7 protein-coding genes are annotated in these 12,376 nt (G+C 68.0%); 4 read left to right on the forward strand and 3 right to left on the reverse strand.

The genetic code is table 11. The features are described from left to right. Positions 1–49: 49 nt before the first annotated feature. The 4 genes from JKL49_RS08030 to JKL49_RS08045 all read left to right on the forward strand — a co-directional run bounded on the left by JKL49_RS08030 (position 50) and on the right by JKL49_RS08045 (position 9,368). Positions 50–1,195 carry an L-lactate dehydrogenase gene (locus JKL49_RS08030; RefSeq protein ID WP_215339682.1) on the forward strand — a complete coding sequence of 382 codons (1,146 nt, stop codon included), beginning with the start codon at positions 50–52 and terminating at the stop codon, positions 1,193–1,195. Between the two features lie 146 nt (positions 1,196–1,341). Beyond that, a complete protein-coding gene (gltB, locus tag JKL49_RS08035; RefSeq protein ID WP_215339684.1) occupies positions 1,342–5,982 on the forward strand; it encodes a glutamate synthase large subunit in 4,641 nt (1,546 codons plus the stop codon). Positions 5,983–6,005: 23 nt separating this feature from the next. Continuing rightward, positions 6,006–7,457: a glutamate synthase subunit beta gene (locus JKL49_RS08040; protein ID WP_215339686.1), complete on the forward strand. Its 1,452-nt coding sequence runs from the start codon at positions 6,006–6,008 to the stop codon at positions 7,455–7,457. A 258-nt stretch (positions 7,458–7,715) separates the two neighbouring features. Further along, positions 7,716–9,368, forward strand: coding sequence for an amidohydrolase (locus tag JKL49_RS08045; RefSeq protein ID WP_215339688.1), 1,653 nt, complete (start codon positions 7,716–7,718; stop codon positions 9,366–9,368). A 51-nt stretch (positions 9,369–9,419) separates the two neighbouring features. On the opposite strand, the gene JKL49_RS08050 is transcribed toward JKL49_RS08045, so the two are convergent. From JKL49_RS08050 to JKL49_RS08060, 3 genes are all read right to left on the reverse strand, one after another. After that, on the reverse strand, positions 9,420–10,418 hold the full coding sequence (locus JKL49_RS08050) for an isopenicillin N synthase family dioxygenase (RefSeq protein WP_215339690.1): 999 nt from the start codon (positions 10,416–10,418) through the stop codon (positions 9,420–9,422). Next, complete coding sequence (locus JKL49_RS08055; protein ID WP_215339692.1) at positions 10,418–11,143, reverse strand: glutathione S-transferase N-terminal domain-containing protein; 726 nt, start codon at positions 11,141–11,143, stop codon at positions 10,418–10,420. Before JKL49_RS08055 ends, JKL49_RS08050 begins: the two co-directional genes overlap by 1 nt. Before the next feature lie 162 nt (positions 11,144–11,305). Then, positions 11,306–12,364, reverse strand: coding sequence for a YMGG-like glycine zipper-containing protein (locus JKL49_RS08060; RefSeq protein ID WP_249778053.1), 1,059 nt, complete (start codon positions 12,362–12,364; stop codon positions 11,306–11,308). Positions 12,365–12,376 lie beyond the last annotated feature (12 nt).

Genomic DNA, 12,376 nt, shown 5'->3' on the forward strand with positions numbered 1-12,376 from the left:
CGCCCGGCGCGCCTTACGAAGATATCTGGCATCCACGGGAAGGGCGGCCATGACCCCGGCCTCGGTCTCCGACTATCGCGAGCTGGCGCGCAGCCGGCTGCCGCCGATGTTCTTCGAATATATCGACGGCGGCTCCTATGCCGAGGTCACCCTGAAGCGGAACGTCGCCGACATGGAGGCCATCGCCCTGCGCCAGCGGGTGATGCGCGACATGAGCCAGCTGGACCTGAGCATCGAGACCCTGGGCCAGAAGCTGGCCTTCCCGGTGGGCCTGTCGCCGGTCGGCATGGCCGGCATGTACGCTCGGCGCGGCGAGGTGCAGGCGGCCAAGGCCGCGGCCAGCCTGGGCGTGCCCTTCTGCCTGTCCACCGTTGGCGTCTGCTCGGTGGAGGAGGTGGCGGCCAGCGGCGCGGCGCCCTGGTTCCAGCTCTATATGCTCAAGGACCGTGGCTACATGGCGCAGCTGATCGCGCGGGCCAAGGCGGCCGGCTGCCCGGTCCTGGTCTTCACCGTCGACCTGCCGCTGCCCGGCTCGCGCTATCGTGATGTGCGATCGGGCTTCACCGGATCGAGCGGAATTTCCGGGGCGTTGAACACCGCCTGGCAGGGGGTGACCCATCCCGACTGGCTTTGGGACGTCTGGCTGCACGGCCGCCCCCACAGCCTGGGCAGCGTCGCCAATGCCGTGCCCAAGGCCGGCGGGGTCACCGACTTCCTCGCCTGGATCGCCAAGAACTTCGACCGCTCGGTGACCTGGGCCGACCTCGACTGGGTGCGCAAGACCTGGGACGGGCCCATCGTGATCAAGGGCGTGCTGGATCCGCAGGACGCCCGCGACGCCCGGTCGGCCGGCGCTCAGGGCCTTATCGTGTCGAACCATGGCGGCCGCCAGCTGGACGGCGTGCGCTCCTCGATCTCGGCCTTGCCGGCGGTGGCCGACGCGGTGGGGAGCGATCTGGAGGTCTATCTGGACGGCGGAATTCGCTCGGGCCTGGACGTGCTGAAAGCGCTCTCAATGGGCGCCAAGGCCTGCTTCGTCGGCCGGGCCTGGGCCTATGCCCTGGGGGCGGGCGGTGAGAAGATGGTGGCCCGCATGCTGGGAACCCTGCGCAGCGAGCTTTCGACGGCCATGGTGCTCACTGGCTGTCGCAATGCGCGGGAGGCGGACAAAACGCTTCTCGACCTCGCAACTTAGAAAAACTTTTCAAATCCATAGGTTCAGACCCATCGACAAGGGTCGATCTTGCCGGTAATGGCCGCGCGAACGTGCGTTTCACGGCCGGGTTCGGCCGTGCGGTCGCATGCCTGTAACGCCTGCTTGTATTAGAATGAGGGACCCGCATGGGAGCTCCGGAACGGCAAGGTCTGTACGACCCGCGCAATGAACACGATGCGTGCGGTGTGGGGTTTGTGGCCAATATCAAGGGCCGCAAATCGCATGAGGTCGTGACCGCCGGGCTGGAAATCCTGATCAACCTCGACCACCGCGGCGCGGTCGGCGCCGATCCGCTGGTGGGCGACGGCGCCGGGATTCTGATTCAGATGCCCGACGCCCTGCTGCGCGACTGGGCCGGCAAGGAAGGCGTCACCCTGCCGGCGCCGGGCGACTATGCCGTGGCCATGTGCTTCATGCCGCAGGACGACGCCGCGCGGGCCGTGGCGGTCAGCCAGTTCGAGCACTTCCTGAAGGTCGAGGGCCAGGTCTTCATCGCCTGGCGCGACGTGCCCGTCGACACCACGGGCCTGGGCGAGGCCGTGCTGGCCGAGATGCCGGTGATCCGTCAGGCCATCGTCGGCCGCGGCCCCGGGACCAAGGACCAGGACGCCTTCGAACGGAAGCTGCTGACCATCCGCAAGCAGCTGCAGAACCCGCTGGCCGAGCTGGCGCTGAAGAAGAACCTGCCGGGCCTGACCCAGCTGTACCTGCCGTCGTTCTCGACGCGGACGGTGGTCTATAAGGGCCTGCTTCTCGCCCACCAGGTTGGCGCCTTCTACACCGACCTGATCAACCCGCTGACGGAGTCGGCCCTGGCGCTGGTCCACCAGCGCTTCTCCACCAACACCTTCCCGTCCTGGAAGCTGGCGCACCCCTACCGGTTCATCGCCCACAACGGCGAGATCAACACCGTGCGCGGCAACGTCAACTGGATGAACGCCCGCCGCCGCACGCTGGAAAGCGATCTGCTGGGCCCCGACCTCAACAAGATGTGGCCGCTGATCCCGCACGGCCAGTCCGACACCGCCTGCCTGGACAACGCCCTGGAACTGCTGGTGGCCGGCGGCTATCCGCTGGCCCACGCTGTCATGATGCTGATCCCGGAAGCCTGGGCCGGCAATCCGCTGATGGATCCCAAGCGCAAGGCTTTCTACGAGTACCATGCCGCCCTGATGGAGCCGTGGGACGGCCCCGCCGCCGTGGCCTTCACCGACGGTCGCCAGATCGGCGCCACGCTGGACCGCAACGGCCTGCGTCCCGCCCGCTTCGTCATCACCGACCAGGACCATGTGATCATGGCCTCGGAGATGGGCGTGCTGGTGGTTCCGGAAGAGCGCGTGGTGCGCAAGTGGCGCCTTCAGCCCGGCAAGATGCTGCTGATCGACATGGAGGAAGGCCGGATCATCGAGGACGAGGAGATCAAGGCCTCCCTCGCCGACGCCGAGCCCTATGCCGATTGGCTGGCCCAGACCCAGTTCAAGCTGGAGGACCTGCCTGAGGCCCCGGCCGCCGAAGCCCTGCTGGGCAACGACCCGAACCACCTGCTGGATCGCCAGCAGGCCTTTGGCTACACCCAGGAGGACCTGTCCTTCTTCCTGGAGCCCATGGCCCAGACCGGCGAGGACCCCATCGGCTCGATGGGCGGCGACATTCCGATCGCGGTTTTGTCCAAGCGCGCCAAGCTGCTCTACGACTACTTCAAGCAGAACTTCGCCCAGGTCACCAACCCGCCCATCGACCCGATCCGCGAAGAGCTGGTGATGAGCCTGGTCTCGATGATCGGCCCGCGTCCGAACCTGCTGGGCCGGCAGGCCGGCACCCACAAGCGGCTGGAGGTTTCCCAACCGATCCTCACCAATGAGGACCTGGCCAAGATCCGCGCCATCAGCGAGCTGCTGGACGGCGCCTTCCGCACCGCCACCCTCGACGCCACCTGGGCGGCCGAGGAAGGCCCCGCGGGCCTGGAACGCGCGCTCGACCGTCTGTGCCGCGAGGCCACCGACAACGTCCTGGCCGACATGAACATCCTGATCCTGTCGGATCGGGCCACGTCGAGCGACCGGATCGCCATCCCCGCCGCCCTGGCCACGGCGGCGGTGCACCACCACCTGATCCGTCAGGGCCTGCGTATGCAGACCGGCCTGGTGATCGAGACCGGCGAAGCCCGCGAAGTGCATCACTTCTGCGTCCTGGCCGGCTACGGCGCCGAGGCCGTGAACCCCTATCTCGCCTTCGAGACCCTGGAGAACCTGCGGGTCGCCAACGGCTACAGCCTGTCGGCCTATGACGTCCGCAAGAACTACATCAAGGCGGTGGGCAAGGGCGTGCTGAAGGTGATGTCCAAGATGGGCATCTCCACCTACCAGTCCTATTGCGGCGCTCAGATCTTCGACGCCGTGGGCCTGAACTCCACGGTGATCGAGCAGTACTTCACCGGCACCGCCACGACGATCGAAGGCATCGGCCTCTATCAGATCGCCGAGGAGGCCGTGCGCCGCCACCGCGACGCCTTCGGCGACAATCCGATCTACGCCTCCATGCTGGACGTCGGCGGCACCTACGCCTTCCGCCTGCGCGGCGAGGAACACGCCTGGACGCCGGAAACCGTTGGCCAGCTGCAGCATGCCGTGCGCGGCAACCTGCCGGACGCCTACAAGGCCTTCGCCGCCGGCATCAACGAACAGTCCCAGCGTCTGCTGACCATCCGCGGCCTGATGCGCTTCAAGCTGGCGGAGACCCCGCTGAGCCTCGACCAGGTCGAACCGGCCAGCGAGATCGTCAAGCGCTTCGCCACCGGCGCCATGAGCTTCGGCTCCATCAGCCGCGAAGCCCACACGACCCTGGCCATGGCCATGAACCGGATCGGCGGCAAGTCGAACACCGGGGAAGGCGGCGAGGAATCCGACCGCTTCAAGCCTCTGCCCAACGGCGACTCCATGCGCTCGGCCATCAAGCAGGTGGCCTCGGGACGCTTTGGGGTGACCACCGAGTACCTGGTCAACGCCGACGACATCCAGATCAAGATGGCTCAGGGCGCCAAGCCCGGGGAGGGCGGCCAGCTGCCCGGTCACAAGGTGGACGCCAATATCGCCCGCGTGCGGCACTCCACGCCTGGCGTCGGCCTGATCTCGCCGCCGCCGCACCACGACATCTATTCCATTGAGGACCTGGCCCAGCTCATCCACGACCTGAAGAACGCCAACTCCAAGGCCCGCATCTCCGTGAAGCTGGTGTCGGAAGTGGGCGTCGGAACGGTGGCGGCCGGCGTGGCCAAGGCGCGCGCCGACCACATCACCATCTCAGGCTTTGAAGGCGGCACCGGGGCCTCGCCCCTGACCTCGCTCACCCACGCCGGCTCCCCCTGGGAGATCGGCCTGGCCGAGACCCAGCAGACCCTGCTGCTGAACGGCCTGCGCACCCGCGTGGCGGTCCAGGCCGACGGCGGCCTGCGCACCGGCCGTGACGTGGCCGTCGCCGCCCTGCTCGGGGCCGACGAGTTCGGGTTCGCCACCGCGCCGCTGATCGCGGCCGGCTGCATCATGATGCGCAAGTGCCACCTGAACACCTGCCCCGTCGGCGTGGCGACCCAGGACCCGATCCTGCGCGCCCGGTTCACCGGCCAGCCCGAGCACGTGATCAACTACTTCTTCTTCGTCGCCGAAGAGCTGCGCGAGATCATGGCCAGCCTCGGCTTCGCGACGATGAACGAGATGATCGGCCAGGTGAGCCGCCTGGACATGCGCGAGGCGGTCGACCACTGGAAGGCCAGCGGCGTCGACCTGTCGAAGATCCTGCACGAGGTTCAACCCGGCGAGCCCAAGGGCCTGTGGAACCAGGACCGCCAGGACCACGGCCTGGACAAGGCGCTGGACAACACCCTGATCGCCGACGCCAAGGACGCCCTGGCCAACCGCACGCCCATGCGCGGCGAGTATCCGATCAAGAACATCAACCGCACGGTCGGCGCCATGCTCTCGGGCGAGGTGGCCCGCGCCTATGGCCACGCCGGCCTGCCGGAAGACACCATCTCCCTGACCTTCCACGGGGCGGCGGGCCAGAGCTTCGGCGCCTTCGCCGCCCGAGGCGTCAGCCTGGAACTGATCGGCGACGGCAACGACTATGTGGGCAAGGGGCTGTCGGGCGGCCGGGTGGTCGTGCGTCAGCCCAAGGAAAGCCGCCGCGATCCGACCCAGAACATCATCGTCGGCAATACCGTGCTCTACGGCGCCATCGCCGGCGAAGCCTATTTCCAGGGCGTGGCCGGTGAACGCTTCGCCGTCCGCAACTCCGGCGCCGTCACGGTGGTGGAGGGTACGGGCGACCACGGCTGTGAATACATGACCGGCGGCGTGGTGGTGGTGCTGGGGGACACCGGGCGCAACTTCGCGGCCGGTATGTCGGGCGGCATCGCCTATGTCTACGATCCCAAGGGCCGCTTCACCCCGCTGTGCAACCCCGCGATGGTGGACATCGAGAAGGTGTCCCCGGCCAGCGGCGGCGCCGAGGATGCGGGCCGTCCCAGCCAGCGGTCCATCTCGGTGGAGAACAACGGCATGGGCGACATGCTGGCCTTCGACGCCGAGCGCCTGAAGATCCTGGTGGAACGCCACCTGCTCTATACGGGCAGCGCGCGGGCCAGGGAGATCCTGGAAAACTGGGACACCTGCCTGACCTCCTTCGTGAAGGTCATGCCCAAGGACTATCGCCGGGCGCTCACCGATATGGCCGCCGAGCGTCTGGCGGCCGCCGCCGTCGCCGCCGAATAGAATTTCAGAGTCGGAGTAAACCCATGGGCAAGCCCACCGGCTTCCTGGAAATCGAGCGCCAGGATCGTGGCTATGAAAAGCCGCAGGACCGTCTTCGCAACTGGAAGGAATTCGTCCATCCGCTGCCGCAGGAGAGCCTGAACAAGCAGGCTGCGCGCTGCATGGACTGCGGGATTCCGTTCTGCCACACCGGCTGTCCGGTGAATAACCAGATCCCCGACTTCAACAACCTGGTCTATCGCGAGCAGTGGAAGACGGCGCTGGAGAACCTCCAGTCCACCAACAACTTCCCGGAGTTCACCGGCCGCGTCTGCCCCGCCCCCTGCGAGGCGTCCTGCACCCTGAACATCATCGACACGCCGGTCACCATCAAGACCATCGAGTGCGCCATCGTCGACAAGGGATGGGAAGAGGGCTGGATCACGCCGCAGATGTCGCCGCGCGGCACCGGCAAGCGCGTCGCGGTGGTGGGCTCTGGCCCCGCCGGCATGGCCTGCGCCCAGCAACTGGCCCGCGCCGGCCACGCCACCACGGTGTTCGAAAAGAGCGACCGCATCGGGGGGCTGCTCCGCTACGGCATTCCCGACTTCAAGATGGAAAAGCACCTCATCGACCGCCGCGTGGCGCAGATGGAGGCCGAAGGCGTCATCTTCCGCACCAATATGGAGATCGGCGTCTCGGTCTCGGTCCAGCGCCTGCTGGACGACTATGACGTGCTGGTGATGGCGGGCGGGGCCGAAAACCCGCGCGACCTGGAGGTCACCGGCCGCGAACTGGACGGCATCCACTACGCCATGGATTTCCTGGTCCAGCAGAACAAGCGCAACGCCGGCGACGACGAACTGCGCGCCGCGCCCACCGGCGCCATATCCGCCACCGGCAAGCATGTGGTGGTGATCGGCGGCGGCGACACCGGCTCCGACTGCATCGGCACCTCCAACCGCCATGGCGCGGCCTCGGTGACCCAGCTGGAAATCATGCCCGAGCCCCCGGCCCGGGAGAACAAGTTCATGACCTGGCCGGACTGGCCGCTCAAGCTGCGCACCTCGTCCAGCCACGAAGAAGGCTGCGAGCGCGACTTCGCCGTGGCCACCAAGCGGGCCATCGGCTCCAACGGCAAGATCGAGGCCCTGGAGTGCGTGCGGATGGAGTGGGCCCCAGGCGCCGACGGCCGTCAGGTGCTGAAGGAAGTCGAAGGCAGCGCTTTCCAGCTGAAGGCCGACCTCGTCCTGCTGGCCATGGGCTTCGTCTCGCCCAAGCATAACGCCTTCACCGAGCAGGCCGGGGTCGAGATCGACCCGCGAGGCAACGTCAAAGCCCCGGTCACCGACTACAAGACCTCGACGCCCAACATCTTCTCCTGCGGCGACATGCGGCGCGGCCAGTCCCTGGTGGTCTGGGCGATCCGCGAGGGCCGTCAGTGCGCCCAGGCCGTGGATACCTTCCTGATGGGCGCGAGCAAGCTGCCGCGCTGAGGATGCGGGGGGGCTGGCCCCTCCGCCGCGCTCGCTCCTTTCGCGAGCACGGACTTTCGGATCGGAGCGGTTGAGGCCGCTTATCGCCTCTGGAAGCGCAAGCCGGCGAGGGTGGGGTCAGAGCACCTTCGACCGCTTGGCGGCCGGCCAAGCTCTCCGGAAAGGCAGGTCGGCGAAAGCGCTGGAAATTCACGCCGGGCCATTTCCAGGCTGGGTTGGATCGTGGCTCTATGCCGCGCTCACACGGGATCGGACATCATGCGCCTGAAGTTTGCCTGCCTCGCCCTGATTGCTGGCCTCGCCGTGACCAGCGCCGCCCAGGCCGCCGACCTGCTGATCTTCGGCGGTCCGATCTATACCGGCCTGGAGGCTCAGCCGAAGGTCGAGGCCCTGGTGGTCAAGGACGGCAAGGTGGCTTTCACCGGCGCCCTGGCTGACGCCCGCAAGGCGGCGGGCAAGGCGCAGTCCATCGACCTGAAGGGCGCCGCGGCCTATCCCGGCTTCGTCGACGCCCACGCCCACCTCATGGGCATCGGCTTCCGCGAAATGACCCTGAACCTGGAGGGCACGCTCTCCATCGCCGAGATGACCGCCAAGGTGAAGGCCTGGTCGCTGGCCCATCCGGGGCCGGAGGTGCTGTCGGGCCGCGGCTGGATCGAGACCCATTATCCGGAGAAGCGCTTCCCCAACCGCGCCGACCTCGACGCCGTGGTCTCCGACCGCCCGGTGGTGCTGGGCCGCTCCGACGGCCACGCCCTGGTGGTCAATTCCAAGATGCTGGCCCTGGCCGGCATCACCCGCGACACCCCAGATCCCGCCGGCGGCCAGATCCTGCGCGACGCCAAGGGCGAGCCCACCGGCATGCTGGTGGACAACGCCAAGTCGCTCGTCACCTCCAAGGTCCCGCCGCCGTCTGAGGCCCAGATGCGGGAGGCCGCCAGGCGTGCCGTCGACCTCTACGCCTCCCGTGGCTGGACCGGCCTGCACAGCGTCAGCGTCGCGGCCAAGGACGTGGCCATTCTCAAGGACATGGCCGCCGCCGGGACCCTGCCGATCCGGGTGGACAACTTCATGGACCTGTCCAGCCAGGGGACCCTGCTGACCACCGGGCCGTCCGCAGATCCCACCGGCCTGGTGCGGGTGGACGGCGTCAAGATGTACATGGATGGCGCGCTGGGCTCGCGGGGCGCGGCCCTGCTGGCGCCCTACGACGACGCCCCGGGGACCGGCCTGCTGCTGACCCCGCCCGACGTGATCGCCAAGACCCTGGCCGCGGCGCGCAAGTCCCACGCCCAGATCGCCATCCACGCCATCGGCGACCGCGGCAACCGCCTGGTGCTGGACGCCTTCGAGACTGCCTTCGACGGCGACCCGGCCCAGCTGCGGGCCGCCCGCTGGCGTATCGAACACGCCCAGGTGCTATCACCCGGCGACCTGCCGCGTTTCGCCGACCTTGGCGTCATCGCTTCGATGCAGCCCTCCCACGCCATCGGCGACCTCTATTTCGCCCCGGCCCGTCTGGGGGAGGCCCGGCTGAAGGGCGCCTATGCCTGGCATGACCTCTGGGCCAGTGGCGCCCACATGGCCGCCGGCACCGACGCGCCGGTGGAGAAAGGCGACCCCTTGGTGGAGTTCTATGCCGCCACCTACCGGCATGACCTGAAGGGCTTCGCTGGTCCCGACTGGGGCCTCGACGAGGTGCTGACCCGGCCCCAGGCGCTCGCCATGATCACCAAGGGCGCAGCCTATGCCGTGTTCCGCGAAAAGGACCTAGGCGATCTGGCGGTCGGCAAGGCCGCGGACATCTCGGTCTTCTCGGTAGACCTGATGACCGCCCCGTTCCCCGACATCGCCAAGGCCCACGCGGTGATGACGGTAGTGGGTGGCAAGGTGGTCTATCGGGCCAGGTAGGATAACTGCGGACGACTTGGCCTTGCGCGCCGGGTGGGCCGCCGAGCCCGCCTAGCCCAGCGCCTCGTCCACCAGGTTCGGAAACACCTTGGCGACCTTGCCGAGCAGGTAGTCGCCATAGGTCCCGTCGAAGTCGTGCACGCTGGCGCCGTCCCATCGGCCGTCTGCGCCAGTGGTGACGGCGATGCCGGGGAGGGGCGCCATTTTCGCGGTGAAGTCGGGATCGAAGAACAGCGGGAAGGACAGGCGGTCATGGCCGCTTACGTTCCTCACCCGGTGCGGCGTCGAGCGGTAGCGGCCGCCGGTCAGCCGCTCCAGCATGTCGCCGATGTTGCAGACCAGGGCGCCCTCGATGGGCGGGGCCTCGATCCAGCCGCCCGGCGCCTTGACCTGCAGGCCGCCGAACGCGTCCTGCGCCAGCAGGGTCAGCAGCCCGTAGTCGGTGTGTTCTCCCACGCCCCAGGACCGGCTCCAGTCACCCTCGCCGGGCCCGCGCGCCGGATAGTGGAAAATGCGGAACAGGACCGTCGGCTCACGGGTGTAGGCGTCGCGGAAGTAGTCGTCATCGAGCCCCAGGCTGAGGGAAAAGCCCTCCATCAGCGCCGCCGCCGCCCGTGTCGCGCCGGCCATATAGGCCTCGGCGGCGACCTTCAGCTCGGGCAGGGCGGCGGGCCAGAGGTTCGCGCCGTGCAAGGGCAGGCGGGCCTTCAGGCGAGGATGGTCGGCCGCGAGGTCAGTCCCCAGATAGAGGCCCTCCTTCAGGTCTGGCACGCCCGAGGTCAGCTCGCCGCCCACCGGGAAGAAGCCCCGCCAGGCGCGGCCGCCACGCGCCATGTCGATCTGCAGCTTCTCCGCCTCGGGGAGGGCGAAGAACCGCCGGCTCTGAGCCTCCAGGTCCGCCAGGGTTTCGAGGCTGACGCCATGGCCCGTCAGGTAAAAGAACCCGTGCGCCTCGCAGGCGGCCGTGATCTCCCCCGCCACCCGCGCCCGGCCGGCCGCGTCGCCGCGGTCGAACAGGGCGCTCATCTCGATGACCGGGAGGGGCTCCATCAGGCGGCGGGCGCGGGCCGGGCGCGCTGGTTGTAGAGCTGCTTCATGCGGCGCTCGCGCTCCTCCGGTGTCACCGTGGCCGGGTCCTCGGGCGGGCCGGCGGTGATCGCCATGCCCTTCACGACGGCGGGCCGGGCGGCCATCACATCGAACCAGCGCTTGAAATACTTGAACTCTCCCATGTCGATGCCCTGCAGTTCCCAGCTGGCGGTCCACGGATAGCAGATCATGTCGGCGATCGAGTATTCGTCCCCGGCGATCCAGGGGCGGTCATAGAGCCGGTTGTTCAGCACCCCGTACATGCGGTGCACCTCGTCGTTGAAGCGACGCTGGGCGTAGGACTGGTCGCCGTGCTTGGGATCGACGCGGCTGAAGTGGCCGCGCTCGCCGGTCTTCGGCCCCTGGTTGGCCATCTGCCAGACCACCCACTGGTTGACCTCGTACTTGCCGCGCACGTCCTGGGGCCAGAACTTCCCGTACTTCTCGGCCAGGTACATCATGATCGAGCCACTCTCGAACACGCTGATCGGCTCGCCGCCGCCCGTGGGCTCATGGTCCACCAGCACCGGCATGCGGTTGTTGGGGCCGATTTTCAGATAGGCGTCGGTGAACTGGTCGCCGCGGCCGATGTTCACCGGCACGATATTGTAGGGAACCTGCAGTTCTTCCAGAAGGACGGTGACCTTCTTGCCGTTCGGGGTCGGCCAGTAATGGAGATCGAGCATATGCAGCCTCGCGAGGTTTCAATCTTCCGAGCCTAGGCGCGGCGCTCGTGCTCTCAACCCCACAAAATCTGAAAAGACGCCAGGTCCGAACGCAATTGGGCCCCTGACATCGTCAGGGGCCCAAGGCGTCACCGGGCCGAAGCCTGGATCGTACGGTCTCTATCAGTTATGCGGGATGCTGTCGCCATCCCGGCGGTCCGAGCGGATGTCAGCCGCGACGTGGTCGAGCCGGGCTTGAATGGTGGCCGTATCACGGGCGCCCAGACGGCCGTTGCGGTAGTGGCGCATGCCGCGTTCCTGACGGCTGATCATGTTCAGCTGGCGCATGGCGTTATCGGCCTCGGCGCGCGACAGCGAACCATCGTTCAGACCACGCTGGATGCGCTGCTGCAGCCAGGCCTGACGGCCACGGATGTCCATCGGCGCGCCGGCCCAGCCGGAACCTTGTTGGTAAGAGGCGTTTTGGCCATAGCTTCCCGCCGAGGGGGCGGTGGCGACCCAGCGACCCTGGGCATCGTAGTAGCCCGTGGCCGGACCGGCGACCCAGCGACCGTTGCTGTTGTAGTAGCCGGTCTGGGCGTCCGCCACCCACATGCCGTTGGCGGCGCGGTGGCCGGCGGGTTGACCCTCGATCCAGCGGCCGTTGGCGTCATAGCGGCCCGTGGCCGGACCGGCGACCCAGCGGCCGTTGGAATTGTAGTAGCCGCTGGACGAGGCGCCGACCCATTGGCCGTTGGCGTCGTAATAGCCGCTGGCGGAGGCCGGGACATAGTGGCCGTTGCCGTCATAGTAGCCGCTGGCCGAGGCGTTGGTGTTGGCGGCGATCCAGCGGTTCTGGCTGTCATAGTAGCCGCTCGGCGCGCCATCGACCCAACGGCCGTCACGGTCGTAATAGCCGGCCGCGCTGGCGCGATCGACGCTGTTGGCGTGCCAGGCGCCATTGGCGTCGTAGTAGCCATAGGCATTGGCGCTGGTGCAGTTGCTGCGCGACTTGGCGATCTGGTTGCCCAGCACGCCGCCGCCGATGGCGCCGATCACCGAACCCTCGGTCTTGGCGCCGTGGCCGGCGACCTGGCTGCCGAGGATGGCGCCGAGGCCAGCCCCGATCACCGTGCCGGCGATGCGGTTGTTGTTGGACTGTTCGCAGGTCTGTTGTGCCAGGGCGAAGGTGGGAAGCAGGGCGGCCGCGGCGATGCCGGCGGCGAGTAGGGTCTTGCGCATGGGGTGAGCTCC

This window comes from Phenylobacterium glaciei (genome assembly GCF_016772415.1).
GTDB classification, from domain to species: Bacteria; Pseudomonadota; Alphaproteobacteria; order Caulobacterales; family Caulobacteraceae; genus Phenylobacterium; species Phenylobacterium glaciei.

Excerpts from the sequence above, each read along its gene's own strand:
- JKL49_RS08030 (WP_215339682.1), top strand. The coding sequence starts at position 50 with ATGACCCCGGCCTCGGTCTCCGACTATCGCGAGCTGGCGCGCAGCCGG.
- gltB (WP_215339684.1), top strand. The coding sequence starts at position 1,342 with ATGGGAGCTCCGGAACGGCAAGGTCTGTACGACCCGCGCAATGAACAC.
- JKL49_RS08040 (WP_215339686.1), top strand. The coding sequence starts at position 6,006 with ATGGGCAAGCCCACCGGCTTCCTGGAAATCGAGCGCCAGGATCGTGGC.
- JKL49_RS08045 (WP_215339688.1), top strand. The coding sequence starts at position 7,716 with ATGCGCCTGAAGTTTGCCTGCCTCGCCCTGATTGCTGGCCTCGCCGTG.
- JKL49_RS08050 (WP_215339690.1), bottom strand. The coding sequence starts at position 10,418 with ATGGAGCCCCTCCCGGTCATCGAGATGAGCGCCCTGTTCGACCGCGGC.
- JKL49_RS08055 (WP_215339692.1), bottom strand. The coding sequence starts at position 11,143 with ATGCTCGATCTCCATTACTGGCCGACCCCGAACGGCAAGAAGGTCACC.
- JKL49_RS08060 (WP_249778053.1), bottom strand. The coding sequence starts at position 12,364 with ATGCGCAAGACCCTACTCGCCGCCGGCATCGCCGCGGCCGCCCTGCTT.